The following is a 26,148-nucleotide window of genomic DNA, read 5'->3' as shown; positions in this document are numbered from 1 at the left end:
TATGCATGCATAATATTTCTTTTTATTATGGGTAAGTTTATTCGACCAAAAACCATAGTCTATGCGAATTGCAATTACTGGAACTGGAAGCTACATCCCTGAAACTGTAGTTGAAAATCAAGATTTTGAAAAACAAGAGTTTCTAAATTCCGATGGTTCAATTTTTAAACAAGACAATGCGGTTATCATTGAAAAGTTCAAGGCAATTACCGGCATTGGTGAAAGGCGGTATGTAGCGGAAAGTCTAAATGCTTCCGATATTGCTTTTCTTGCAGCCGAAAAGGCAATCTCAGATTCTGGTATTGACAAAGAAGACTTAGATTATATAATTCTTGCACATAATTTCGGCGATGTTGCTCATGGTCAATATCAAGGTGATACGCTACCCAGTTTGGCTACCCGTGTAAAACACCATCTGCGTATTAAAAATCCGAAATGTGTTGCTTATGACCTGATTTTTGGCTGCCCAGGATGGATTGAAGGCGTAATTCAGGCAAACGCTTTTATAAAGAGTGGAATTGCCAAAAAGTGTTTGGTTATTGGCGCCGAAACACTTTCACGAATAGTAGATCCGTATGACCGAGATTCCATGATTTATTCTGACGGAGCCGGCGCAACGGTTATTGAAGCGAGCGAAAATTTAGGCCAGATTTTATCTCACGAAACTGCAACATACGCTCATGACGAAGCCTACTTTCTATTTTTTGGAAAATCGTATAAAAGTCCATCCAAAGACAACACCAAATACATCAAAATGTATGGGCGAAAAATTTATGAGTTTGCGGTCACCTGCGTTCCCCAAGCCATGGCTAATTGTTTAAAGAATAGTGGTGTAGAAATATCCGAGGTACGCAAGATTTTTATACATCAGGCGAATGAAAAAATGGATGAGGCCATTGTAAAACGTTTTTATGGTCTTTATGATATGGAGGTGCCATCTGGCATTATGCCCATGAATATCGAGAAATTAGGAAACAGTTCTGTTGCCACCATTCCTACACTTTTAGATATGGTTCGCAATGGAAAATTAGAAAATCAATCTATTCGCAAGGGAGATGTTATTATCTTTGCAAGTGTTGGCGCAGGTATGAATATAAACGCCATTGTATACAGGGTTTAAAAGTTTCATATGGCTATTGTTTCGCGCTTTAATATTCTTGATTTTAGTTAGCCTGAACTTGACAACCTAAACTTGAAACCTTGCTGATGTACGAAAAGACTTTTCCGAATAAACGTTTTCAACACACCCTTTCCTTTCTTCAAAAGCATATTGTTACGAATGAATCTATTTTAGATTTAGGGGTTAGAAATCCTTTTTCTGAGATTATGGAGGGTAATGGATACAAGGTAGCAAATACTGATGGAGAAGATCTGGATTTGGACTTTGCTACGGTTCGAAATTCAAATGCGGAAGTGGTAACTGCTTTTGAAATTTTTGAACATTTAATTGCCCCTTTCAATGTATTAAGAGAAATCAAAGCGAATAAACTAGTGGCTAGTATACCGATGCGATTGTGGTTTTCTCCTGCCTATCAGAGTAAAACAGACCCATGGGATAGACATTATCACGAATTCGAAGACTGGCAATTCGATTGGCTACTGGAGAAAGCCGGTTGGAACATAAAAGACCGGGCAAAGTGGACCAACCCTGTAAAAAAAATTGGGCTACGTCCTTTGCTTAGAAGCTTTACCCCACGGTACTATATAGTTTACGCGGAACGAAAAAATATACAAAAGTGAAATTCTAATGATTATCGGTCTAAAAGGATATTTGAATTTGTCATTCGAAAATTGGCTCCATTAATATGCGATATTACATAGTAATTCCAGCCCATAACGAGGAAGCATTTTTAGCAGATACCTTGAACTCTGTTTTGCGGCAAAGTCTACAACCAGAACAGGTGGTGGTGGTAAATGACAATTCTACTGATGGCACGGAAGCCATAATAGATACATTTTTAGGCTTAAGTTCGATTTTTAAAAAACTGAACATTACATCTTCTACCTTGCATATGCCTGGAAGTAAAGTAGTAAATGCATTCAACAAGGGATTAAGTGTTTTAAATGATGAATTTGACTTTCTTGTAAAGTTGGATGCGGATATCATTTTACCCGACAATTACTTTGAACGTATTGCCTATATTTTCACCGGAAATCCTAAAGTGGGCATTGCGGGAGGTTTCCTAAGCGAAAAAGATTCAAATGGGCATTGGAAGCGAAACCACCCGATGAACAAAAATCATGTACGCGGTGCATTCAAAGCCTATTCAAAGAACTGTTTCAAGGCTATGGGCGGACTTAAAAACGCAATGGGATGGGATACGGTAGATGAACTCCTTGCCCAATACAACGGCTTTGAAATCTTTACAGATGATGGTCTGAATGCGAAACACCTTCGCCCTACCGGGCTATCTTATAATGAAAAGGCAAAATTACTTCAGGGGAAGGCAATGTATACCATGCGTTATGGCTTTTGGATTACGTTTATAGCCTCTGCGAAAATGGCTTTAAATCATAAAAATTGGAAAGTATTCTTTGACAACTTCGAAGGTTACTATACGGCTAGAAAAGAAAGAGCTTCTTTTTTAGTATCCGAAAAACAAGGTCAGTTCATTCGTAAATTACGTTGGAAAAACATAAAAAGAAAACTCTTGTAAACGAAAACATCCCGCCGACAGGCAGGATGTTCTTTTATCAATATCGTGAGGCTTCTTAGAAACCTAGTTCTTGCTTTACATCGGCAAGTAAGTCTTTTCCTTTAGTTACGATAGCAGCACTTCCTGGCTGCGAATCGAGTACATAGTCGAAACCTTGAGCAGCGGCTACCTTCTCGATAGCTTTTTTCGCCTCTTCGGAGATTGGACCGAAAAGTTCAGCTTGCTTTTTCTGAATTTCCTGTTGTGCAGCTTGTTGTGCTTCTCCTATGTTTTTTTCAAAACCTTGAAGTTCTAAGGCTCTTTTTTGATTTTCCTCTTCAGATTTAGCTCCAGCCTCGTTCTTATACAAAGTATATTTGTTTTGCAATTCAGTCATTGAAGCCTGAATATCTGCCTGGTATGTTTCTGAAAGTTTTTTCAATTCTGATTCTGCAGCTTTCATTGCTGGCATATCAGATAATAATTTCTGAACGTCAATGTGTGCCACTTTACTCTGTGCATTTACAAAACTTGATGCCGCTACGAATAATACTAGTGCTACAGCTATCTTTTTTAAGTGTTTCATGAGTTTAATTTTAAAATTTGAGTGTTAATTTATGTTAGTAAAAATTTGTTCATATGCTATAAAAATCTGCGTCGTCCGTATCTGAAAATCCATGGGATGAAACGTTTTAGATTTCTGAATTATCGTCTTCCTGCTCTGTGTTCTTTTTTCGGTCCTCTTGTTTGGCCTTCTTTTTAGCCTCCCGCTCTTCCAACAACTTCTTTCTTCGTTCTTCGTATGCCTTCTTTCGTTCTTCTCTCAATTTGAGCTGTTCAGCTCTTTTCTCGTCAGCCGACTTACTTCTGGCTTCCTGCGCTTGCTCGGCTTGCTCCTTGCGGTTTTTTAACGCCTCACTAATTGCTTCAACTTCTTCTCCTTCGACATCCTCAAAGCGGCTTTTCTTAGGTGCTTTTTTCTTTGGAGCACTCACTTTTCGCGTTCGAGCAATACCTCTCAAGATCTGGTCGCTAATATCGTGCCTTTTTTGGGAGTACAACATTACAACATCCGCTGATTTATCGAAAATAAAATCATATTTTTTATTACTTCCTATTTTCTGTACTTCATTGAAAACCTGATCTTGTATAGGTTGTATCAACTGTTGTTTTTGCAAAACCAAATCTCCCTGCGGCCCAAAACGATCTTGTTGGTAATCGAACATTTCCTTTTCAAGAATCTGAATCTCCTCTTCACGTTCGGTAATCAATTCATCGGTCAACAATACTTTCTCCGCCATGAGATCTTTCTTCATTTGCTCAACCTCACTTTGCTTTTGTTCTATCTCAACCTTCCATTTTTGCACTTTTGTTTCCAATTGTGAGGTAGCATCACGGTACTCTTCTACATTCTCTAAGATATATTCCATGTCTACGTACGCTATTCGGACTCCCCTTTGTGCAAAGGTGTACGATGAAAACAGTACTGCAATCAATACAATAAGAACTTGTGTTTTTGCTTTCATTTTTGATTTCGTTTAATCCAATAGAAAATATCGTGCCAAAAATACTAAAACTATATAAATGAGCGCATTAGATTTTGATACGAAGCTGTTAAATCAAAACTGTTGGCCGATAATGAAGTGCGTTTCCCATCCATGTGCTCCCGTCTCTCGACCTGTGTTATCAGGATCAAACCCGTAACCAAAATCAATCCCCAGTAAGCCAAATGCAGGCATAAAGATACGAAGCCCCACTCCAGCCGATCGTTTTAATTGAAACGGATTAAATTCTTGAAAATTGTTGAAAGCGTTTCCAGCTTCTAAAAAAGCAAGTCCATAAATTGAAGCGGAAGGTTTTAAAGTCAGTGGATATCTTAATTCTAAAGAAAATTTGTTGTACACCAAAGCTCCTTCTTGCTGACCTGTAAGTGGATCGATAGGTGTAAGGGTTTGCTCATCGTAACCTCTTAATTGAACAATATCTCTACCATCTAAAGTAAAATTACCCAGACCAGTACCACCAACAAAAAATCTTTCGAAAGGTACATCGCCAACGTCATTGTTGTAATTGCCTAAAAATCCAAATTCTGCATTCGTTCGCAGAACCAACGATTTATCTGCACTCCCAACCAAGGTTGTATACCAATCTCCTTTGAATTTTATTTTGTAATATTCCAACCAGCGAAAACGCTCTTGATCTGAATTTTCAAGTTCGGCAAGCTCCTCGGTAGTCAAAGATTCGCCCTGGGACAAATTCGCCCTTTTAATATTAAGTTCCTCACTACGATCTCTCAACGATTCAAAATCTTTATCACTAAATAGCGAGTAAGGTGGTGTAAACTTAGCCGTTATTTCAAAATTTGAACCTCCTCTGGGGAAAATACGACCCCCTGAAGTGGCATTTCTTGAGATACCAAGCGTGTACGATATGGCGTTCGATTTACCGTTACCGAAATTAAACAAACCGATATTATAGTTCCTAAAGTCATAGAGTTGATACCCCAAAGAGTGAGAAATTGTAAAGAAATCATCAGGCCATTGTACCCGTTTTGCAAGGCCCAGAGTCGCCCCTGTTATAGAAAACTGCTGATCTTTATTGGGTTGAAATCTTCCTCGATCATCTCTGGTGACTCCAAACTGTTGTGTTCTAGAAACCGATAAATTGAAGCGTACCGGTTTTTTACCCCCTAACCAAGGTTCAGAAAAGTTGAGACTATACACTCGAAAAGTTCTACTTGCTTGTAAGCGTAGGGCAAAGGTTTGCCCATCACCCATAGGTACTGGCTTATAGGCTTCGCCTTTTAAGATATTCTGAATCGAGAAATTACTAAAAGAGAGGCCTAAAGTACCAATGAAGCCGCCTCCACCATAGCCTCCCTGCAGCTCTATTTGGCTAGAGCCTGATTCCACCAAACTATACGCCAAATCTACCGTACCCTCATTCGGATTAGGGTTTTGAATGTCTGGTTTAATTTGTTCTGCATCAAAATAACCCAACTGACCTAATTCACGTATACTGCGAATAATGTCAGACTTATTATACTTTTGGCCCGGTCGTGTACGTAGTTCTCTATAAATTACGTGGTCGTTCGTTTTGTCATTTCCAGTAACGGTGACGTGATCTAAAAAGGTTTCCTTGCCCTCAATAATCCGTATCTCAAAATTGATAGTATCGTTTTCTGCAGAAACCTCAACAGGATTAATACTAGAAAAAAGGTAGCCATTATTTTGATACAAGCTTGTAACGTCAATAGCATCTGGCTTAGAATCATCAGCAATACGTTCTCTTAAGAGTACACCATTGTAAGTAGATCCTTTTTTAATTCTTAATAGTGCATGCAATTGTCGATCGGTATATACACTATTTCCAACAAAATCAATATCACCAAAATAGTATTTGTTGCCCTCCTCAACTTTTATTTTAATATCTATATTATTCTCATCAACATTAAGAATAGTATCTGACAAGACCCTTGCATCTCTATAACCATTCTCTGCGTACTTATCTACCAGAAGATCAAGATCATTGTCATAGTCATCTTGAATATATTTAGATTTTTTCCAGAAACGACCCAACTGCTTTTTCTTGGTTTTCTTCAATGCCCTTCTTAATTTCTTACTTGGCAATTTTTGATTTCCTTCAAAAACAATATCATTGATTTTTACCTTATCTCCTTTTTTGACATTGACAACCATACTGCGCGCATTGGTTTCAGAAGTATCTTTCGCAGTGGCAATGCTAACTTTGGCATTGAGGAAGCCTTGTTTCTTATACTTGTTTTGAAGGTAATTTTTGGTATTTGCAATCAAGCTTTCGGTAATCTTTTTCCCTTTTTTAAGGTCAGTATCGTCAAGAATCTCATCGACCTTTCTTTTTTTGACCCCATATACGGTAACCTTTGACAGCGTAGGTCGTTCAGTAATTGTAAGTTCTAGAAAAATCTTCTCACCCTCAATGTTGGTAACATAAAATTCGAGGTTGCTAAAAAGCTCTAGGCCCCAAAGTTTATTTAGCACTGCACTTATCTGGTCTCCAGGAATCGTGATGGGTTGCCCAACTCGCAAACCCGTATACGTTTTAACCGTTTGTTCGTTATAACTTTGAAGTCCGGTAACTTCTAGTCCTCCTAGAATGTATTTTTTACCATTCTCATAGGAAGTGTCATCCTGCGCACTTAAGCTGATGGAGGTAAAAAGTAGTAGGAGGGTAAATAAGAGTTCAAGAGATATGAATTTTTTCATACCGCTAGTTGAGTTGTTCGCTAGTTTTTCCAAATCGTCTTTCTCTGTTCTGGTAGTTTTGAATGGCCTGTACTAAATGTTCTTCACTAAAATCGGGCCAAAATACGTCAATAAAATATAATTCGGCGTATGCAATTTGCCAAAGTAAAAAATTACTGATTCTGTGTTCCCCGCTTGTACGTATCAGCAAATCTACATCAGGCAAATCGTGCGTGTAAAGATGAGTATTAATAATGGTTTCATCAATACTTTCGGGAGAAATTATATTATTTTTAACTTTGATACTTATCTGTTTTACAGCGTTTTTCAGCTCTTCACGAGCTCCATAGCTAAGTGCCAGAGTTAGGGTCATACCAGTGTTTTTTTTGGTTTTTTCCATAACCTCAATTAACTCCTTTCGTGCTTTTTCTGGCAAGGAATCAATATCACCAATCGTGTTTAAACGAACGTCGTTTTTTGTGAAAGTTTTAAGTTCTTTCTTCAAAGATGAAACCAAAAGTCGCATCAATGTATCCACCTCAAGTTTCGGTCTTTTCCAGTTTTCAGTAGAAAATGTGTAAAGCGTTAGGTATTCTATACCAAGACGAACACAATTTTCTACAGCTATTCGAACAGTTTTAACGCCATTTTCATGGCCAAAGACGCGAAGTTTTCCTCTTTGTTTTGCCCATCTGCCATTACCATCCATAATAATAGCAATATGTCGTGGTAGGTTTTTACCCGTAATGTCTTCTATTGTGCTCATTTAGAACAAATTCCAAAATTCAAAAAAACAAATTCCAAAAGAAACCACAAAGTTTCTGAGGAATTGAATTGAGACTATGCTTACAAATCGAGAGGCTAAATTTACTTTTACTCCCTAATAAAAAGCGGTGCAAATATAAGCAGACATTTTGGACAAGAGGTCACGGAAGCGTAATGATTACGAAGAAATCACTCAAAACAATCCATACAAGGCTTTCTTCCGAAGGTATATGTGAAGGTAATACCAGAAAAAACGTACCAGTCATCGCTAAAGATATTTCCAAATGCGGGGTTGATCTGTTGAGCAACCGTAGACTTTTCAGGATTACTGGCATCAAGATTATCAGTAAAAGTATACCGGGCGCCAATTTCGGCCCCTAAAATAAAAAGTTGACTGATACGATATTTAAAACCGACCGTCATTGGAATAGCGAAAGAACCGTCTCTTTGATTGAGCCCATCTTGTAACCTTCCCGCATCGAAGTAGTCATAATCGTATCTAAAATAGGTTAACCCTGTGTATAGATAAGGAGTGAATGCCGGACCAAGTTTATGAAGATTGTATTCTACAAAGTTAAACTCCAATCCAGCGGATACTTCCAATATTGAATTATCAACCACATAGCCTCGCTGTTGCCTCGATGAAAGATTTGATTTAGCGTCATCAGCGGTAAACTTACCATAGATAGCACTTGCCCTCCAGGCATATCGCTTGCTCTTATTCCATTTAAACAAACCGCCAACAGCATAATTTGAAGGCAATATGAAATTGGTTCTACCTACATCGCCGATATTATTGGTTCCGCCACCAAAAGCACCTATCTCATAGGTCTGGGCAGTCGCGCCCATGCACACCAAAAGAAGAATATAAAAGAGACAACTTCTCATAAATTTTTAAAGTTTGCAAATATAACTATTGCAATAGCCTGGGCTAGTACATTTGCCATAGTACTGTTCTCACTTGATAAACAGCATTTAGTGATTTTTATTGTTTTGGGATGTTCAATTACGCTTGTCTTCGCCCCAAAGCAATTTATTGCGAAGTGTTTTCAAAAAGCTCTCAGAAGTATATTCGATCATTTTGATAGTAAATGGGGCTTTTCTTATAGTAAGCTCCGTGCCGTTGGCTACAGAAGCAATTCTAGAATCTAATGAAACCAAATGATGCTCCTCTCTACCCGACACCTTCAAACGAATTTCAGTTTCGTCTGAAATCACCAAAGGCCTTGCATTCAAATTGTGAGGAGCAATGGGCGTTAAGACGAGAGATTTTGCAGTAGGAACAATTACAGGCCCGCCACAACTCAACGAATAACCGGTTGAACCGGTGGGAGTCGAAATGATAAGTCCGTCTGCCCAATAAGAAGTCAAATATTCGTCATTTAGGTAGGTTTCGACAGTAATCATTGAAGTAGTATCTTTTCTACTTACGGTCACCTCATTAAAAGCAAAGTTTAATTCGTTGAATTCAGGAATACCCGAATCTTTGGAAACCTCAACCAAACTTCTTTCTACTATGGTATAAGCGCCCTGAACGAACTCTTGTACCACCTTGCGCACATCTTCTTTTTTGAAAGTAGATAAAAAACCTAGCCTACCGGTATTTACACCAACTATGGGTATACCCGTGTCTCTTACGAAAGTTGTCGCTCTTAAAATGGTACCATCACCGCCAAAGCTGACGAGCATATCGAATGAGGAATTCAACCCCTCAGAATCTGTAAAAGTTAAACTGGTGTTGGTATTTCTACTTTTAGATAATAGTTGAGCGAAACTTTCTTCAATAGCTATTTCGGCTTCGACTTTTTGAAGCTCGTCTAAAAGTTCAAAAACATAGTCTATGGCATTATCTTGATAAGCTTGACCGTAGATGGCAACTTTCATAACCCTTAAACGTTTAGATATTTATCTAAATAATCAGAACGTTGCTTTAAATCCTCAAGGAATTGATCATCGTTGTTTCCAAAGAGAATATTGTAGTTGTAACGTCTAAACGTTTGTGTAATCTCATTGAAATTCGTTGTTCCGACCTTAATCGTTACTTGTACAACATCATTTTGCATTTCGGTGATAAATCCACCAATAAATCTAGCGTTGTTGCTCTCAACTATTTGGGCGATTTCACTAAAGGAATAGTCTTTCACTCCCTTCGAAACGACTAATATTCCGCCAGGTTCGGTAAAGAAAGGGGTATCAATAAAAACACCCATAAAATCGGTTAGATCGTAATATCCTATCACCGATTCATTCGCACCTAAAATTGGTAATAAGTTGGCTTCATTGCGAGAAAAAGTTTCTAGTACATCTAGCCAATTTGTATCACGACGAACAAAAAAGGTTTCAAGATTGTATCGATAATCCTCTATTTTGTCTTCTATTTTAAAATTTTCGAGGTCATCTTCAGTTAACACTCCTAAAAATCTATCCTTCTCAACAACAGCAACATGCGAGTATGTATGATCCTTGAAAAACTGAATTACTTTTTCGAGAGGGTCTTCAACTTTAAAAACCGGAATATTAGGTAATATGTGGGTATGGATCTGCATAGCTCAAAATATAACGCAAAATACTAATTAATAATATCAAAAGGCGTGCCTAATTTGTATTTTTACAAGCGCTCAGCAAGACAACGATTTTATGACACACTTAAGCGTAAACATTAACAAAATTGCCACCCTACGAAATGCCCGTGGGGGCAATATGCCCAACCTTTTGAAGGTCGCAGCAGATATCGAAAGATTTGGTGCCGAAGGCATTACGATACACCCAAGACCAGATGAAAGGCACATTCGCTATCAAGATGCAAGAGACTTAACTAAGGTGGTAACGACAGAATACAATATAGAAGGCAATCCCAATCCAAAGTTTATTGATTTGGTTTTGGAGACAAAGCCTACACAGGTCACCTTGGTTCCTGATGCTGTTGATGTCTTAACGTCGAACGCCGGGTGGGATACGATTACTCATAAAGACTTTCTTAAAGATATCATCACCACCCTAAAAGCAAAGGGAATTCGAACTTCGATCTTTGTCAATGCAACTACTAAAATGGTAGAAGGAGCCGCTGCAACCGGTACCGATCGTATTGAATTATATACAGAAAGTTACGCGAAAGCCTATGATGAAAACAATAGACAAGATGGAATAGCTTCTTTTATTGAAGCTGCCACTGTTGCTCATTCCCTAGGTTTGGGAATCAATGCGGGCCATGATCTGAGTTTAGACAACATCAAGTACTTTAAAGACAAGGTACCTCATTTGTTAGAGGTATCAATTGGGCATGCCCTTATTTGCGAGTCGCTTTATTTTGGTTTGGAGAATGTTATTAGTATGTATCTAAATAAACTGAAATGAGCGCATTACTACATGCTAAGATTCTAGGTACGGGTAAGCCCATGATCATATTACATGGTTTTCTGGGGATGAGCGACAACTGGAAAACCCTAGGGCGAAAATATGCAGATAACGGACTTCAAGTACACCTCGTCGATCAACGGAACCACGGAAGAAGTTTTCACTCAGAAGACTTTGATTACAGCCTTTTGTCTAAAGATTTAAAAATATATTTCGAGCACCATCAAATTGAAAATGCCATTCTCTTAGGACATTCTATGGGTGGGAAGACAGCAATGCAGTTCGCTTGCGACTATCCAGATTTAACGGAAAAGTTATTGGTGGCAGATATCGCTCCTAAATACTATCCGCCACATCATAATGAAATTATCAATGGCCTGAACACCCTAAATTTTGATGAAATAACATCCCGTGGTCAAGCTGATGATGAGCTTGCAAGACATATTACCGACTATGGTATACGACAATTTCTGTTAAAAAACTTGTATTGGGTAGAAAAGGGGAGGCTAGGCTTACGGTTTAATCTTGAAGTGCTGAGCACTAAAATGGAGGAGATAGGAGAAAACATAAGCGCTACGTCCAATTACAATGGCCCTACACTTTTTTTAAGAGGTGACCGATCAGAATATGTAGTCTCTGCTGACCTTTCCGAAATCAAAAGGAATTTTCCTAAGGCGACATTGGAAACAATTGAAAATGCAGGGCATTGGTTACATGCGGAAAATCCGGAGCAGTTTTTTGAAAAATCGATGGTTTTTATAGAATCGTAAAAAAACATACAATTTATTATGCATGCATAATTTTTTGGCCCAAATTATTGTGCGTCTGATAATTTTGGTTAATTTTGGATTTACACAGTAATAACCATTACTTAACTCTACTAAACTCAAAAATCTACAGATGAAAAAGTTCCTTGCATTACTAGCATTTTCAAGTTTTCTATTCGTTTCTTGTCTAAGCGATGATGCGCAACCTCCCGTTTTTAATGTCCCGACTCCAACTCCTATTACGTATACCAGTGGTGAAGCTGATTTTTCAAAATATGTTTCTGTTGGAAATTCGTTAACAGCAGGTTTCTCAGATGGGGCCTTGTTTATCGACGGTCAAGCTGCTTCTTTTCCCAATATGATGGCCTCTAGTTTTGCGCAAGTAGGTGGTGGTGAGTTTACCATTCCGCTAATGGCTGATAATTTAGGCGGAGCAACCCTAGGAGGACAGCCCATTTTAGGAAATAGATTGTTTCTATCATTCGCCTCAGGCAGTCCCTTACCAGAAGCGGTAAGTGGCACTGGCACTACGGAGATATCAACTGTTTTAACCGGTCCTTTTAATAATATGGGCGTACCTGGTGCCAAAAGCTTTCATTTGTTAGCTCCTGGTTATGGAAATGTCGCTGGCGTAGCACTTGGAGCCGCTAATCCGTATTATGCGCGATTTGCTTCAGATCCTAATGCAACTGTACTAGGTGATGCCGCTGCTCAAGCGCCAACTTTCTTTTCTCTTTGGATTGGAAACAACGATATTCTAAGTTTTGCCACTTCCGGAGGTGCAGGTGTTGATCAAAAATTAAACCCCGACCCGAGTACTTATGGAGGAAATGACATTACTTCTCCTTTAGCCTTCGGACCAACTTACAATGGAATTCTTCAAGCATTGACCGCTGGTGGTGCAAAAGGTGTTGTCGCAAACATTCCTGATGTTACCTCAATTCCTTACTTTACCACGGTTCCGCACAACCCTATTCCCTTAGACGCTGCCACGGCTGGGGCGGTTAATGCCGCTTACGCGGCCTACAATGGAGGTTTGGCGCAATTACAAATGGCGGGTGCAATTTCTGCAGACGAACTAGCGAGAAGAACCATTTCGTTTAGCGAAGGCGCGACAAATGCGGCTGTAATTATAGATGAAGACCTAACTGATCTTACCTCTTTTAACCCGGCTTTGATTAACATGCGGCAGGCCACTGCTGAAGATTTAATGGTACTTCCAGGACTTTCTTTTATTGGTACATTAGCAGATCCTAATAATCCCTCTTCGGTAAATGGCGTTGGGGTTCCTTTAGGTGATCAATGGGTTTTAACTCCAGAAGAACAAGCTATGGTAGCTGAGGCCGCAGCTGCCTTCAACCAAACCATTGCAGATGCTGCAACGACTTTTGATTTGGCATTCGTTGATGCCAATGCTTTCTTGCAAGAATTGAATGCTTCTGGAATCCAACTTGATGACGGCACCACGGTTACTGCGACATATGGTACCGGTGGTGGGTTCTCTCTTGATGGAGTTCACCCTTCGCCACGAGGATACGCTTTGCTAGCAAACAAATTTATGGAGGAAATAGAAAACAAATATGGAGCCACCTTACCAGAAGTCGCACCAGAGGCCTTTACAGGGGTTTACATAGAGTAGCCGCATAAATATCAAAGATTTTAATAAAAGGTATCGAAATTTTTCGGTACCTTTTTTGCATCAATCAGTATTCAATTAAAAATAAAGGTCATGAAATTCATTCTAAGGTTGCTTTTAAGTGCACTTGCCGTAGTGGTATTATCTAACGTACTTCCCAACGTATCGGTTGACACCTATACTACTGCCCTCATTGTAGCCATAGCATTGAGTCTTTTAAACTTTATTGTTAAACCTATCTTAGTAATTCTTACCCTACCGGTCACCATCGTAACCTTTGGCCTGTTCCTATTAGTTATCAACGCCGTAATTATAAAGCTGGCAGATCATTTCGTTGATGGGTTCGTCGTTGATGGATGGCTATGGGCCATCGTATTCAGTCTGCTGCTATCTTTACTCCAATCTATTTTATTTTCCGTTTTAAAAAGCGATAAAAAGCGCTAGAAAACGATTGTATTCCAGTAACTTAAAAACTTGGTAGGATATAGAATTTGTACTACTTTTGCAACCCATTTATTTAAGCAATAATACTAGTAAGAAATGAATATTACCAAAGAGCAGATTGACGAGTTAAATGCTGTAGTGAGAGTAGCCATTACCAAAGATGATTATCAAGACAAAGTAAATAAAATTCTCAAAGACTATAGGAAACAGGCAAACATTCCAGGTTTTAGAAAAGGTCAAGTTCCTATGGGTCTTATCAAAAAGCAGTACGGTAAGGCTGTTTTGGTCGACGAAGTAAACAAATTACTACAAGACAATTTGAACAAATACTTGACGGAAGAAAAATTAGATGTTCTAGGCAATCCGCTACCCAAGCAGCAAGATGGCTTCGATTGGGACAAGGAAGAATTCGACTTTGAATTCGAACTAGGTTTAGCTCCAAATTTTGAGGTTCCGCTTAAAACGAAAAAAGCCATTACCCATTATCATATTGTCGCCGATAAAAAAATGGTTGACGAGCAAGTAGAACGTATTCAAAAGCAATACGGAAAACTTGTAAGTAAAACCGAAGTCAGCAAGAATGATGAGGTTACTGGTACGTTCAAAAACGAAGACGAAGAGGTTGACAATAAAGCTACGTTGGAGTTCAGCATGCTAAAAAGCAAAAAAGCTATTGATAACTTGGTTGGAAAAAAAGTGGGAGATGTTGTTCTACTAAAGACAAAGGGACTTGGTAAAGAAGACAACTTCCTTACAAGTGTTTTGGGAATTTCCGCAGAAAAGGCTGAAAAATTAAACATCGAAGTTTCTTTCACAATTGAAGAGATCAATGAAAGAGAGCCTGCAAAATTAGATCAAGAGCTTTTTGATAAATTGTTTGGCCCAGATGCAATCACTTCCGAAAAGGAATTGAAGGCACGCATTAAAGAAGATTCGGAAAAGCAGTTTGAACAACAATCAGATCAGAAATTGCTAAATGACATTACCACGTATTTTATAGAAAATACCAAATTTGATTTACCCACTGGCTTCCTAACAAAATGGATTCAAATGACCGGTGAAAATCCGCTAACTGATGAGCAGGCAAGCGAAGAATACGAGAAATCGGAAAAAGGATTACGCTATCAACTAATTGAAGGAAAAGTTATTAAGGATAATGATATTCAAATACAGTTTGATGAATTGAAGGAATTTGCAAAAGGTTTCATCAAATCTCAAATGGCCCAATACGGACAATTAAATCCTGCGGAAGAAGAATTGGATAACATCGCCGCGCGTGTAATGAGCAACCAAGATGAAGTGAAAAGACTTTCTGAACAATTGATGAGTCAAAAGCTTTTGAATCTGTATAAAGAGAAAGCAAACTTGAAGGTGAAAGAGGTTACTTACGAAAACTTTGTTAAGGAGGTCTACGGATAATTTCCGAAAAATAATAAGTATCTTTACGGTGCCGGGAATGTTCTTTTCGGCACCTTTTTTGTCTAAAAAATTGAACAATACCAAAATGGATTACGGAAAAGAATTCAAGAATTACGCTATAAATCATCAGGGTATAAATAGCATGTATTATGACAAGATCATGAGCAGTATGTACCCTACGAATATGACTCCAAACATTATTGAAGAACGTCAGCTAAATGCTATTGCAATGGATGTTTTCTCAAGACTAATGATGGATCGTATTATTTTTCTAGGAACTGGAATAAATGATCAGGTTGCCAATATAGTACAGGCACAACTCTTGTTTCTAGAAAGCGCAGATGCCGCGAAAGATATACAGATTTATATCAACTCCCCTGGTGGAAGTGTTTATGCCGGTCTAGGCATCTATGACACCATGCAATTCATCAAACCTGATGTGGCAACAATCTGTACCGGCATGGCAGCATCTATGGGCGCCGTTCTGCTATGTGCTGGAGAAAAAGGCAAGCGAAGTGGTCTCACACATTCTCGCGTGATGATTCACCAACCCATGGGTGGGGCACAAGGCCAAGCAAGTGATATTGAAATTACGGCTCGTGAAATATTAAAACTCAAAGAGGAGCTTTATCAAATAATAGCCAGCCATTCTGGTCAGACCGTCGATAAAGTACACGACGACAGCGATAGAGATTATTGGATGAAGGCTGAAGAAGCCAAGAAATATGGCATGATTGATGAGATTTTAGTAAGAGATAAAGACTAATCTCGACCAAAAACCTAAAAATGTAAGTAGCTGACGCGTATTTGGTAAACCAAAAAGAGAATTTTAGCGTTAGTATCTAGTAATACCACTGCAACTATTATGGCAAAAGAAAACTTAGAGTGCTCGTTTTGTGGAAGAAAAAAACCTGAAACCAATCTATTGATTGCAGGTTTAGATGCCCATATTTGCGACCGTTGTATAGAGCAAGCGCATGGTATTGTAGCTGAAGAATCGAAACAAACAAAAACCAACGACCTATCTTCTGAGCTAGTTTTAAAAAAACCTTTGGAGATTAAAGAATTTCTCGACACTTTCATTATCGGTCAAGAACGCACCAAGAAGGTAATGTCAGTGGCAGTGTACAATCATTACAAAAGGTTGTTGCAGCCAAAAGCCAAAGAAGATGATATTGAAATTCAGAAAAGCAATATCATTATGGTGGGGCAAACGGGTACCGGAAAAACTCTAATGGCAAAAACTATTGCCAGAATGCTTAATGTTCCGTTAGCGATCGTAGATGCAACGGTACTAACTGAAGCTGGTTATGTGGGGGAAGATGTTGAAAGTATCTTAACGCGTTTGTTACAAGCTGCTGATTATAATCTTGAAAAAACCGAAAGGGGTATTGTTTTCATTGACGAAATTGATAAAATTGCCCGTAAGAGCGACAATCCTTCTATTACGAGAGATGTTTCTGGTGAAGGAGTTCAACAAGGCTTGCTAAAACTTTTGGAAGGTACGGTAGTAAATGTACCACCCAAAGGTGGTAGAAAACATCCAGATCAAAAATTCATTGAGGTAAATACCGAGAACATACTATTTATTGCAGGAGGAGCATTCGACGGAATCGAAAGGGCCATCACCAAACGCCTCAACATGCAGGCTGTTGGTTATAGTGCTTCCAAAGCAGACGAAAATTTAGATGAGAGCAATATCTTACAGTATATCATTCCTAAGGATTTGAAGGATTTCGGATTAATCCCAGAGATTATAGGTAGGCTTCCGGTTCTTACACATATGAATCCGCTAGATGAAAAAACACTACGTGCGATTCTAACAGAGCCGAAAAATGCAATCATTAAGCAGTATGAAAAGCTGTTTCATATGGATGGTATTAGCTTCACCATTACTGATCAGGCTCTGGAATACATCGTAAAGAAGGCAATTGAGTATAAATTAGGTGCAAGAGGACTTCGATCGTTATGTGAAGCTATTTTCACCGATGCGATGTTCGAAATGCCAAGTACTGGTGAAACCGAGTTTAAAGTAACCAAACCGTATGCCGAAGATAAACTCTCTCATGAAACTATTAAAAAACTAAAGGCGGTCTCTTAAAGACCGCCTTTAGTTTTTATATCGCATAGCTATTAGAAATTAAGCTATTCTGATTTGAATTGTTTTTTCCTCTTTTGGTTTTTGTGTAACTGCATTTAAAAGATCTAGGCAAACTTTGCCAATAATCTTCTCATCACCGTACATCGTATGCCCGAATCCTTCAATAAGTTCAGACTTCACACCTACTTTTTGATGCCAGTCTAATTTAGGGCGGTATACATCTTGATCACCAAACAAAGCTATTGTTTTGCAATCTGGCTTTGTTTCTTCTGCCCTGATACGAGTTGAAGAAACGGTGTATAACGACTTCATTGGTAGCCCCAATAAACCACTTTTCCAAGCAATAGTACCTCCCATACTAAAACCGAGATAGTGTGCAGGTTCTGATTCTTTTTTGAGTAGATGAGCAACAGCAGTATCTATTCCTCCCTCCACAAAAGCTCTATGTACATTTTCAGTAGTATGTACCGTTACATCAAGATTCGAAAGTTGCTGTATATCGTAATAGGTTATATCAAAGTATTGTTGTAAATATCCTAAGTAAGAAGTTATCCAAAGGCCTTTTTTTGCACCCCACATATCGGATAATATTACTAGTTTTTCTGCCATAATACTAAGTTTATTTTAGTTGTTCGGTCAAGCTGAGCAGCTAATTTGAGCATTAAACGTTCGAATTCCTTATTTATTTGTTTATGTGAGGGAATTCTTCGATGTAGTTCTCTTTATCCGATAAACCGCGTATTTATTAGGTTCTAAAGGGTTCTGATAGTTGAGGAGATCGCATTTTGCAGGCTGGACGACCTATATAACCGCTAAAGTACATTCTTTTCTACCCGGTGTTAATACAATCGATAAGCGAGTCCAAATTTGTAGGTATCGGTATTAGCCATTCATCGCCAACAACTCTTCAAGATAATCGCGCTTGTTCGATAATCTTGGAATCTTATGCTGCCCACCTAATTTGTCTTTTGACTTAAGCCAATCATAAAAAAGATTTTCACGGGCCATGTGCACCGACGGCATATTTAGGGTAGTGTTTTTATAACGCTTTGCTTCGTAATCAGAATTCAACGATTTCAGTGCATTATCGAATATTTCTGTAAAATAGTCTAGCTTTTCAGGTGGCTTTCTGAACTCTATAATCCACTCGTGAGCACCTTTTTCAGTATCTACCATAAAAATTGGCCCAGCCGTATAATCTTTGATTTCTGCACCGGTCTTACTACATACACTTCGCAATGCCTCTTCTGCATTTTCGATGATCAATTCTTCCCCGAATACATTGATATGATGTTTGGTTCGTCCGGTAACTTTGATCCGATAAGGGTTTAAAGAAGTAAAGCGTACCGTATCACCAATTTTGTACCGCCACAAGCCCGAATTTGTAGTAATAATAATAGCGTAATTGACATCGGTTTTAACTTCCCAAAGAGGAATCGCCTGCTCCAATTCCGTTCCATAAGTATCCATAGGAACAAATTCGTAAAAAATACCGTAGTCAAGCATCAACAATAAATCATCGGCATTATTACGGTCTTGAATCGCAAAAAATCCTTCTGAGGCATTATATATCTCATAATACTTAAAGCGTTGCCTTGGAAGTAATTTCTGATATTGTTCTTTATACGGATTAAAACTTACGCCACCGTGAAAATATACCTCTAGATTTTCCCAGACTTGAAATAAGTGATCTTTCCCAGTTTCTTCGATAACATTATTTAGAAGCACCAACATCCATGATGGCACACCCGCTAAACTGGTAACATTTTCTTGCGTACTTTCTTGAATAATCGCCATCAGCTTTGATTCCCATTCGCTCATTAAGGAAACCTTGTTGCTGGGCGTACTGCTGAATTCTGCCCAAAGTGGCATATTGTCGATTAAAATTGCGGAAAGGTCACCGAAGAATGAACCGTTATCCTCGTACAGTTGTTTACTACCTCCAAGGCGCAAGCTTTTACCCGTAAACAGTTGCGAATTCTCATTGTTGTTTAAATAAAGACATAACAAATCCTTACCCGATTTGTAGTGACAATCTTCTAAAGCCTCAGCGCTTACAGGAATAAATTTACTTTTAGCATTGGTGGTACCACTACTTTTTGCAAACCATTTTATTGAAGTTGGCCAAAACACATTTTGCTCTCCACGTCTGGTACGTTCTATCATGGGTTCGATGTCTTCATAAGATACAATAGGAACGCGTTCACGAAAGGTGTTGTAATTTTCAATCGACTCAAAATCATAGCGTTTGCCAATCTCTGTGTCTTCTGCGATTTCCAATAGTTGCTCTAAGACCTCATCTTGTACCTCGCCTGGGTATTTCAAAAAAAGCTCTATTTGATGATAACGCTTTTTAAGCAACCAGGAAGCAATTGAATTGAATAAAGGTATTGGCATTTTGGGTATCTTTGGCTATATACAACTTGTATCATCTTTTTGCTTTGAACCGTACAAGTTTAAAGCTAAAAATAGGTTTAATAGTTATCATTTTCAAATTACAAATACTTTTATGCAGTACGAAGGTGTATTACAAAAAATGCCTACTGAAATAGGTAGTCCTATTCAGTATTATATGATTTTCGAAGGTGATTTTTTAAATGTGAACCAGGTGCTCAACAAGCGTCTAAAAATCACCTTTATCAAACATCAATGTCTGAATTGTGGCAATGACAGGCCTATTTTTCGCCAAGGTTTCTGCAAAAGCTGCTTTTATGAAATTCCATCGGCCGGAGATTGGATTATGCGTCCAGAACTTAGTACAGCACACTTAGGAAAGGAAGATCGCGATTTGGAATATGAAAAAAAAGTACAGCTGCAACCTCATATTGTGTATCTGGCCAATTCTAGTAATATCAAAGTTGGAGTAACCCGTAAGACGCAGGTACCAACGCGATGGATAGACCAGGGGGCACACGAAGCAATTGAAATTGTTGAAGTACCGAACCGCTATTTAGCTGGTATCACCGAAGTGGCCCTAAAAGATCATATTGGCGACAAGACCAATTGGCGTAAAATGCTTACCAATTCAGTGGAAGATGAAAATTTGGTGGCATGGAGAAATAAACTCAAACCTTATGTTCCTCAGGAAGCCGCGGCATACTTTATTGACAATAATACCGAGACTAATTTGGAGTTTCCTGTTTTGCAGTATCCTGAAAAAGTGAAAAGCTTGAACCTGTCAAAAACCCCAGAATTTGAAGGAGTTCTCAAAGGGATAAAAGGGCAATATCTGATTTTTGAGGATAATACCGTTTTTAATGTTCGCGGTAGCGAAGGGTATTATGTCAGTTTAGCGATTTCCTAAATCAGTTAATTGAATCTTGCTCAGCCTTAACCGTATCTTTCTTTTTCTTTCTTCCAAGGAATCCACCTATGATATCTTTGGCCTTCTTCTTTACTACATCATCTTCTGAGGTCACAACAACAGAATCGGTTTTTGTTGCCGTACTATCCTTTTTGCCACTTGCTAAAACTCCTCCTAAAACATCTTTTACAGCATCCTGAGCAGGATCGTTAGTTCGGCTAGAATCTGCTTCTGATGAATTACCACTTAATACATCATTTAATAAATCTTTGGCTTTATCTTTCCCCGTGTTGATTAGTTTTTGTTTTTGAACTTCGATCAATTTTGAGGTCAACGTCTTCACACCCGAGGTCAAATCGGTGGTAACATTAGGACTACTGTAATCACCTCCAATATTGGCTATTACCGGAATCGTTAAATTTTGCAATTGCTGATCATCAATTTTAGCGATTAAATTGTTTACCTCGCTTCCCAAATATTTGGCCGGTACTTCCATGGTTGCGATATAGTTCATTTTACGGTCAAAGGTATGGCCGCCATCCACATTGATAGCAATATCTTTATAGTTTAGCGTGAACGGTTTTACACTCACCACACCGTCTTTAAAGGAGAGCTTCGTTTTTAAATCGTTAAGATTCAATTGCTTTAAATCAATAAAATCTAGTTTACCGGCCAAGGCGGTCATTAATGGTGATGACTCCGTCTCAAAATTCTTGGTGAAAATATTAGCAAGCATGTTGCCACTAAGGGAAAGCAAATCTGGAGTGAAGTTATCGCTAAGCGCTCCTGAAAGTTCAATATCTGAATTGAGTTTTCCTTTTAAAATTTCAGCTACGGGGGCCAGTACTTTGAACAATTCTAGAGATTTAAAGGTTTCCCCAATTTGTAACTGGGTCATACCTAATTTCATATTGAAGGTTGGTGTTTCGCTTTTAGTAGATACTTCTCCACTAAAAGCCATTTTGCCATCAAAGACGGCGGTAGTCATATTACTTAATATCGCTTTCTCATCTTTTATTCGGAGGTTTCCTTTTACATCTTTCAAAACCAAATCATCATATAAAACGGTGTTAGCGGTCGCGTTGATATTGGCGTCTAAGAACGCTGGAATTTTGAGTTGTTCATCTCCAATGATTGGTTCTCCATTTTCGTTGGTCTCACCCGCTTCAAAGTCTTCATCAGCTACCATGAAATCATTCAGCGCAAAAGTGTCGGACTTCAAATCAAAATTGCCTGCTATCTTTTCTTTGTTGAACATATAACCCAGGAGGTTATCTATAGTTCCGGTTGCCTTGAAGTCAGTGCTACCCGTAGCCCCTTCTAGTTCGTTTAAGGTTACCGTTTCCGGATTAAAAGTAAGTGCAGTAGCTTTTAATATTATGGGGTGCACCAGTTCTTCGGAATCATATTGAAAGTCTTTAAGACTCATCTTACCGCTTGTCTCAGTGCGCTCATATTGATGATTTTCAACCGATGCCATATCGAAAGCTGTTGTGATATCGGCCTCTAGTATACCCCTTAAATCCAAATCTGCAGGAATAGGATAGGCCTGTTCTATATTTGCCAAGTTTATCTTCGCATCTACATGAGCGTTCACCTTGGCATTTCCCATCAACTCATTGATTTTAGCGACCATATTGAAGGTATCGTCGTCAATCATAAAAGAGAGTTTTCCAACATCGACATATGTATCTTCGGTAACTCCTGTTTTGTTGATGACATCAACATCGATAAACACATTGCGTACCGACTTTGGCAAATCAGGATATTTAAAAGAAGCATTTTCAGAATTGATACCGATATTGAATTTTGGAATATAGGAATCATCAACGATGCCTTTGAATTCTCCTTCAACTATAAAATTTCCGGTCGTTTGTACATTTTCAATGTTCTGGGAATACTCTTGAGGAATGACAGCTAGAAAATTCTTGAATTCTGAAGAAAGAGTTTTAAAGTTAATATCCACTTCTTGACTGTTCTCATTTACTTTGACATAGCCATCAAAAACCAAAGGCAACTGATTAATTACCGCCTCATTCTTTAGAAAACTATATTTACTTTCAGCTAAATCTATTCCGATGATGGCATCTAGCAGTACTCGATTTTCATTCATGTAGTTCGTGCTATCCATTTCAAGGGTAACCAGTGCTTCGGTATGTGTATCTAGTTGAGAGGCGGCTAGTGAAAGGTCTCCGGTTCCTTCGTGTTGTAGATTGGAAAGTTTAAAAGATATTCCTGAAGATTTATCTAGATACGAAATATAAGAGTTAATTATTTCGTAGGATTTCATGGCAAGCTGAAATCCGGTAGATTCTTCCTTGGCCTGGCCTTGAACACCCGAATCTTTCTCGATGTCATAATTGGCGCTTTCCGTCTCGTCTACTATGATATTAAGATTAGCTCCATCGATAAATAAGCTTTCGATAGCAATAGATTCGTTTTCATTTTTTAAAAGTTGACGAATGCCCATTCTTAAATCTACCTGTTGAGCTGCAAAGAGTGTATCGCCTTCAAATGGTGCCTTATTGATCAAAGAAAGGTTCTCAAGGGAAACTTCAGCATCTGGGAAACTTCGTATCAAACTCAGACTGGCATTCGAGAAATCTAAAGAAGCATTGACATTATTGTTCACATTGTTCTTGATGATATCGCCAATCTTAGCCTCTAAAATAAAAGGTGCAGCGATTAAAACTCCGATTACCAACAACAAAAGAACACCAAAAATTTTTAAGATTTTCTTTCCCATACCTCCGTGCTTATTTAGTGTATAACTATAACTCTCGGGAAGACAGAATATTTTAAAACTTGAATCAAATATCCAAGTTAATTTCCTCCCCCATTTTAAGACCAAATCGTTTTCTTAAGAGATATACGAAGAAATAGAGGAAAGGGGTGTCGAAGAAGGCAACTAAAACTTTAAATAAAAAGCCTCCTACAAGTAAGCCGCTAAATCTCTGCCATTCTATTTCACCAAAATAGCAAAGTAAGGTCAGAACAGTAAATGTATCTACGAACTGAGATAAGAACGTTGAAAAGTTATTCCGAAGCCATAGGTGCTTTCCTTTTGTGAGTTTTTTCCAAAAATGAAATAAATGAACATCAACAAACTGAGCCAATAAATAAGCGATCATTGAAGCTCCCACAGCTAAAATAGTCTTGCCAAATACTTCAAGAAATATATCATCCTCAATTGGAGACCAACTTGTTGCAGGAACAACAGAAGCTACATAAACAATACCCATAGAGAACACAGAAGCAAAAATCCCTGCTATAATAATTTGATTCGCTTTTTTCTTTCCGAAAATTTCAGAAATCAAATCTGTAATCAAAAAGGTTATAGGATAGGGTAAAATACCAACAGATATTTCAAAAAGAGGAGCACCAAAAACCTTGACATCACCAAAGGGATTCCAGTAAAAGAACTTTTGAAAAATCAGGTTTGACACCACTAAGGAGGTAATGAACAAGGCACCTAGATAGAGGTATATTCTAAAAGCCAGTTTTTTGTTTTCAGGGGTCATGAATTACTTGATATTCAAAACAAATGGCATTCTTGTCTGAGGGCCTTTTTGTTCCATTGCAGATTTTACCTGTTTTATGATAGTGTAAGCCTCTACCCCTATCTCTTGTTCGATAAGGCTCTTTTTTGTTTTGGCGCTTGCTCCACCAAAATCTTCCATGAAACGTTCTAGACCGGTTTTATACCGAGGATATTTTTTGATTCCAAATTCCTCAATCTCCGCCATTTTAGCAGCTTCTTGAACGGCATCATTAAGATTGCCCAATTCATCTACTAAACCGATACGTTTGGCATCGACTCCGCTCCAAACCCTACCTTGAGCCACATCATTAACCTCTGAAATCGACATATTCCTTCCTTGAGAAACACGGTCTAGAAAGGTATCGTAAGTTTTTTTAATACCCTCTTGCACCGTACTTCTAAAACCATCGGTCATCGGTTCAAAAAGCGAATAATCAACGGAATTTTTATTGGTACCTACTTGCTCAGCATTAATACCTATATCCGCAGCCAATTCACTTATATTCGGAATTGTACCAAAAACACCTATTGAACCGGTTATTGTGGTTGGTTCTGCATAAATTTTATCGGCACCAGCGGCTATGTAATACCCCCCGGAAGCTGCAACATTACCCATAGAAACAACAACCGGTTTCTTTTCTTTGGCCAATTCGAGCTCTCGCCAAATAATATCGGATGAAAGTGCACTTCCACCAGGAGAATCTACCCTCAAAACTATCGCTTTGACCTGGTCATCTTCCTTTGCCTTGATTATCGCCTCATTCATTAAACCTTGACCAATCATGTCAGGACCACCTTCTCCATAAATGATCTCACCTTGTGCAAAAATAATGGCAATCTTATCTTTTCCCTTTCTTTTCATTTTCCGATTTGAACGAACAAAATAATCTTCAAGGGTTATAATATTCAAACCGTTATCTAAAACCGGGTCAACAGCATATTTTAATTTTTGTTCATACTGATCGTAGAAAACAATCTCGTCAATAAGTCCGGCTGTTTTCGCCATTTGCGGAGTTCTTCCACCAAGGGTATCAGCGATACTGTTCAAATCTCGTGGAAGAATATTGCGTTCATCAGAAATCTCTTCAATGATTGAATTCCATAAAGAACTTATCAATTCTTTAATTTGAGTTCGGTTGGCATCACTCATCTCATTTTCCAAAAACGGTTCAACAGCACTTTTGTATTTTCCGTGTCGTATAACTTCCATCTTAACACCCGTTTTTTCCTGAAGATCTTTATAAAATAAGACTTCAGAAGCTAAACCTTTAAAATCTAATGCCCCAACGGGGTTAATAAAAATAGAATCAGCAACACTTGCCAAATAGTAGTCTTTCTGCATATAAAAATCGGCGAAGGTATAGATGAATTTGCCGCTTTTCTTAAAATCTTGCAGCGCTCTTCGAATTTCATGTGTTTGGGCATATCCTGCGAGCGTAAAATTGTTATTTATGCTAATACCTTTGATATCGTCATCTTCTTTGGCCACTTCAATAGCATTCAGAATTTCATCTAGGCCTTGAGATGCCTTGAACAAACTCGCAAAAGGGTCGTCAGCATTGGCACCAACATAATCTGTTATAGGGAGTTGCAGCTGAAGTTCTAAAACGGAATTTTTCTTAACCACAACGGTATCCTCTGAACTACTCAGCAAACTCGCAAACAAGAAAAACATAAAGAAAATAATGCCGAAGGCAACAAGACAACCTAAAATGGCTGCCAAAAAATTTCGCAAAAAGTTCATAAAAATGTTGTGTTATAAATATCCTTCAAAGATAATGAACTCCTATTGATTTTTTATTTTACCTCTATTTTTACCTTTTGCATACAAATTTTGTCTTATTCTCAAACCTAAGCTAAGGTTATGTCGTTCGAATAATCCTTCATTGAGCTGAAAATATCGGTTCACAACAAAAAGTCTTAGCGAGTTCAATGAAAGTGATTTTGTTTTATTTACT

Annotated in this window: 23 protein-coding genes; 11 read left to right on the top strand and 12 right to left on the bottom strand. The window is 38.3% G+C overall.

Annotation, left to right across the window (positions count from 1 at the left end; translation table 11 throughout):
- The first annotated feature begins 61 nt into the window (after positions 1-61).
- From ABJN95_RS17505 to ABJN95_RS17495, 3 genes are all read left to right on the top strand, one after another.
- The gene (locus ABJN95_RS17505) at positions 62-1,120 is read left to right on the top strand and encodes a ketoacyl-ACP synthase III (protein ID WP_348372313.1); all 1,059 of its coding nucleotides are present in this window, start codon (positions 62-64) and stop codon (positions 1,118-1,120) included.
- A gap of 86 nt (positions 1,121-1,206) precedes the next feature.
- On the top strand, positions 1,207-1,740 hold the full coding sequence (locus ABJN95_RS17500) for a methyltransferase (protein ID WP_348372312.1): 534 nt from the start codon (positions 1,207-1,209) through the stop codon (positions 1,738-1,740).
- Between the two features lie 65 nt (positions 1,741-1,805).
- Entirely contained in the window at positions 1,806-2,657 is an 852-nt protein-coding gene (locus ABJN95_RS17495; protein WP_348372310.1) for a glycosyltransferase family 2 protein, read from the top strand.
- Between the two features lie 55 nt (positions 2,658-2,712).
- Here ABJN95_RS17495 and ABJN95_RS17490 read toward each other — a convergent pair whose 3' ends face one another.
- From ABJN95_RS17490 to ABJN95_RS17460, 7 genes are all read right to left on the bottom strand, one after another.
- Positions 2,713-3,222 carry an OmpH family outer membrane protein gene (locus ABJN95_RS17490; RefSeq protein ID WP_348372309.1) on the bottom strand — a complete coding sequence of 170 codons (510 nt, stop codon included), beginning with the start codon at positions 3,220-3,222 and terminating at the stop codon, positions 2,713-2,715.
- A 106-nt stretch (positions 3,223-3,328) separates the two neighbouring features.
- Positions 3,329-4,162 (bottom strand): OmpH family outer membrane protein, encoded by an 834-nt coding sequence (locus tag ABJN95_RS17485; protein ID WP_348372307.1) that lies wholly within the window; start codon positions 4,160-4,162, stop codon positions 3,329-3,331.
- Positions 4,163-4,255: 93 nt separating this feature from the next.
- Positions 4,256-6,880, bottom strand: coding sequence for a POTRA domain-containing protein (locus ABJN95_RS17480; RefSeq protein WP_348372305.1), 2,625 nt, complete (start codon positions 6,878-6,880; stop codon positions 4,256-4,258).
- 4 nt (positions 6,881-6,884) lie between these two features.
- Entirely contained in the window at positions 6,885-7,625 is a 741-nt protein-coding gene (locus ABJN95_RS17475; RefSeq protein WP_348372304.1) for an isoprenyl transferase, read from the bottom strand.
- Between the two features lie 188 nt (positions 7,626-7,813).
- Positions 7,814-8,512 (bottom strand): DUF6089 family protein, encoded by a 699-nt coding sequence (locus tag ABJN95_RS17470; protein WP_348372302.1) that lies wholly within the window; start codon positions 8,510-8,512, stop codon positions 7,814-7,816.
- Positions 8,513-8,626: 114 nt separating this feature from the next.
- Positions 8,627-9,508, bottom strand: coding sequence for an NAD kinase (locus ABJN95_RS17465; RefSeq protein WP_348372301.1), 882 nt, complete (start codon positions 9,506-9,508; stop codon positions 8,627-8,629).
- Positions 9,509-9,513: 5 nt separating this feature from the next.
- Positions 9,514-10,170, bottom strand: a complete 657-nt coding sequence (locus tag ABJN95_RS17460) for a CBS domain-containing protein (RefSeq protein ID WP_348372299.1) — start codon at positions 10,168-10,170, stop codon at positions 9,514-9,516.
- 91 nt (positions 10,171-10,261) lie between these two features.
- Here ABJN95_RS17460 and ABJN95_RS17455 point away from each other — a divergent pair, with 91 nt between their 5' ends.
- The 7 genes from ABJN95_RS17455 to clpX all read left to right on the top strand — a co-directional run bounded on the left by ABJN95_RS17455 (position 10,262) and on the right by clpX (position 17,345).
- On the top strand, positions 10,262-10,978 hold the full coding sequence (locus ABJN95_RS17455) for a pyridoxine 5'-phosphate synthase (RefSeq protein ID WP_348372297.1): 717 nt from the start codon (positions 10,262-10,264) through the stop codon (positions 10,976-10,978).
- Complete coding sequence (locus ABJN95_RS17450) at positions 10,975-11,748, top strand: alpha/beta fold hydrolase (protein ID WP_348372296.1); 774 nt, start codon at positions 10,975-10,977, stop codon at positions 11,746-11,748. The genes ABJN95_RS17455 and ABJN95_RS17450 overlap by 4 nt, the downstream gene beginning before the upstream one ends.
- A gap of 130 nt (positions 11,749-11,878) precedes the next feature.
- Complete coding sequence (locus tag ABJN95_RS17445) at positions 11,879-13,384, top strand: SGNH/GDSL hydrolase family protein (RefSeq protein ID WP_348372294.1); 1,506 nt, start codon at positions 11,879-11,881, stop codon at positions 13,382-13,384.
- A gap of 90 nt (positions 13,385-13,474) precedes the next feature.
- The gene (locus ABJN95_RS17440) at positions 13,475-13,825 is read left to right on the top strand and encodes a phage holin family protein (RefSeq protein ID WP_348372293.1); all 351 of its coding nucleotides are present in this window, start codon (positions 13,475-13,477) and stop codon (positions 13,823-13,825) included.
- A gap of 96 nt (positions 13,826-13,921) precedes the next feature.
- Entirely contained in the window at positions 13,922-15,244 is a 1,323-nt protein-coding gene (tig, locus tag ABJN95_RS17435) for a trigger factor (protein ID WP_348372290.1), read from the top strand.
- Positions 15,245-15,329: 85 nt separating this feature from the next.
- Positions 15,330-16,010, top strand: coding sequence for an ATP-dependent Clp endopeptidase proteolytic subunit ClpP (gene clpP, locus ABJN95_RS17430; protein ID WP_348372288.1), 681 nt, complete (start codon positions 15,330-15,332; stop codon positions 16,008-16,010).
- Between the two features lie 99 nt (positions 16,011-16,109).
- Positions 16,110-17,345: an ATP-dependent Clp protease ATP-binding subunit ClpX gene (clpX, locus tag ABJN95_RS17425; RefSeq protein ID WP_348372287.1), complete on the top strand. Its 1,236-nt coding sequence runs from the start codon at positions 16,110-16,112 to the stop codon at positions 17,343-17,345.
- Between the two features lie 39 nt (positions 17,346-17,384).
- Here the strand turns inward: clpX and ABJN95_RS17420 are convergent, their stop codons facing one another.
- Complete coding sequence (locus tag ABJN95_RS17420; protein ID WP_348372285.1) at positions 17,385-17,954, bottom strand: hypothetical protein; 570 nt, start codon at positions 17,952-17,954, stop codon at positions 17,385-17,387.
- Between the two features lie 273 nt (positions 17,955-18,227).
- On the bottom strand, positions 18,228-19,742 hold the full coding sequence (locus ABJN95_RS17415) for a GH3 auxin-responsive promoter family protein (protein WP_348372284.1): 1,515 nt from the start codon (positions 19,740-19,742) through the stop codon (positions 18,228-18,230).
- 112 nt (positions 19,743-19,854) lie between these two features.
- On the opposite strand from ABJN95_RS17415, the gene ABJN95_RS17410 reads away from it, so the two are divergent.
- A complete protein-coding gene (locus tag ABJN95_RS17410; RefSeq protein WP_348372282.1) occupies positions 19,855-20,649 on the top strand; it encodes a DUF2797 domain-containing protein in 795 nt (264 codons plus the stop codon).
- Position 20,650: 1 nt separating this feature from the next.
- On the opposite strand, the gene ABJN95_RS17405 is transcribed toward ABJN95_RS17410, so the two are convergent.
- The 3 genes from ABJN95_RS17405 to sppA form a co-directional block, all read right to left on the bottom strand.
- On the bottom strand, positions 20,651-23,395 hold the full coding sequence (locus ABJN95_RS17405; RefSeq protein WP_348372281.1) for an AsmA-like C-terminal region-containing protein: 2,745 nt from the start codon (positions 23,393-23,395) through the stop codon (positions 20,651-20,653).
- 64 nt (positions 23,396-23,459) lie between these two features.
- The gene (locus ABJN95_RS17400) at positions 23,460-24,170 is read right to left on the bottom strand and encodes a queuosine precursor transporter (RefSeq protein ID WP_348372279.1); all 711 of its coding nucleotides are present in this window, start codon (positions 24,168-24,170) and stop codon (positions 23,460-23,462) included.
- Positions 24,171-24,173: 3 nt separating this feature from the next.
- Complete coding sequence (gene sppA, locus ABJN95_RS17395; protein ID WP_348372277.1) at positions 24,174-25,934, bottom strand: signal peptide peptidase SppA; 1,761 nt, start codon at positions 25,932-25,934, stop codon at positions 24,174-24,176.
- Positions 25,935-26,148: the final 214 nt, after the last annotated feature.

The organism is Maribacter sp. (genome assembly GCF_039974175.1).
Classification (GTDB): domain Bacteria; phylum Bacteroidota; class Bacteroidia; order Flavobacteriales; family Flavobacteriaceae; genus Maribacter_C.
Note: the sequence above shows the minus strand (reverse complement) of the source record. Positions and strands in the feature narration are given on the sequence as shown.

Coding starts and splice junctions, on each gene's coding strand:
- ABJN95_RS17455 (WP_348372297.1), top strand. CDS start 10,262: ATGACACACTTAAGCGTAAACATTAACAAAATTGCCACCCTACGAAAT.
- clpP (WP_348372288.1), top strand. CDS start 15,330: ATGGATTACGGAAAAGAATTCAAGAATTACGCTATAAATCATCAGGGT.
- ABJN95_RS17490 (WP_348372309.1), bottom strand. CDS start 3,222: ATGAAACACTTAAAAAAGATAGCTGTAGCACTAGTATTATTCGTAGCG.
- ABJN95_RS17500 (WP_348372312.1), top strand. CDS start 1,207: ATGTACGAAAAGACTTTTCCGAATAAACGTTTTCAACACACCCTTTCC.
- sppA (WP_348372277.1), bottom strand. CDS start 25,934: ATGAACTTTTTGCGAAATTTTTTGGCAGCCATTTTAGGTTGTCTTGTT.
- ABJN95_RS17495 (WP_348372310.1), top strand. CDS start 1,806: ATGCGATATTACATAGTAATTCCAGCCCATAACGAGGAAGCATTTTTA.
- ABJN95_RS17475 (WP_348372304.1), bottom strand. CDS start 7,625: ATGAGCACAATAGAAGACATTACGGGTAAAAACCTACCACGACATATT.
- ABJN95_RS17440 (WP_348372293.1), top strand. CDS start 13,475: ATGAAATTCATTCTAAGGTTGCTTTTAAGTGCACTTGCCGTAGTGGTA.
- ABJN95_RS17405 (WP_348372281.1), bottom strand. CDS start 23,395: ATGGGAAAGAAAATCTTAAAAATTTTTGGTGTTCTTTTGTTGTTGGTA.
- ABJN95_RS17420 (WP_348372285.1), bottom strand. CDS start 17,954: ATGGCAGAAAAACTAGTAATATTATCCGATATGTGGGGTGCAAAAAAA.
- ABJN95_RS17410 (WP_348372282.1), top strand. CDS start 19,855: ATGCAGTACGAAGGTGTATTACAAAAAATGCCTACTGAAATAGGTAGT.
- ABJN95_RS17465 (WP_348372301.1), bottom strand. CDS start 9,508: ATGAAAGTTGCCATCTACGGTCAAGCTTATCAAGATAATGCCATAGAC.
- ABJN95_RS17415 (WP_348372284.1), bottom strand. CDS start 19,742: ATGCCAATACCTTTATTCAATTCAATTGCTTCCTGGTTGCTTAAAAAG.
- ABJN95_RS17485 (WP_348372307.1), bottom strand. CDS start 4,162: ATGAAAGCAAAAACACAAGTTCTTATTGTATTGATTGCAGTACTGTTT.
- ABJN95_RS17450 (WP_348372296.1), top strand. CDS start 10,975: ATGAGCGCATTACTACATGCTAAGATTCTAGGTACGGGTAAGCCCATG.
- ABJN95_RS17400 (WP_348372279.1), bottom strand. CDS start 24,170: ATGACCCCTGAAAACAAAAAACTGGCTTTTAGAATATACCTCTATCTA.
- ABJN95_RS17505 (WP_348372313.1), top strand. CDS start 62: ATGCGAATTGCAATTACTGGAACTGGAAGCTACATCCCTGAAACTGTA.
- ABJN95_RS17480 (WP_348372305.1), bottom strand. CDS start 6,880: ATGAAAAAATTCATATCTCTTGAACTCTTATTTACCCTCCTACTACTT.
- tig (WP_348372290.1), top strand. CDS start 13,922: ATGAATATTACCAAAGAGCAGATTGACGAGTTAAATGCTGTAGTGAGA.
- ABJN95_RS17470 (WP_348372302.1), bottom strand. CDS start 8,512: ATGAGAAGTTGTCTCTTTTATATTCTTCTTTTGGTGTGCATGGGCGCG.
- ABJN95_RS17445 (WP_348372294.1), top strand. CDS start 11,879: ATGAAAAAGTTCCTTGCATTACTAGCATTTTCAAGTTTTCTATTCGTT.
- clpX (WP_348372287.1), top strand. CDS start 16,110: ATGGCAAAAGAAAACTTAGAGTGCTCGTTTTGTGGAAGAAAAAAACCT.
- ABJN95_RS17460 (WP_348372299.1), bottom strand. CDS start 10,170: ATGCAGATCCATACCCACATATTACCTAATATTCCGGTTTTTAAAGTT.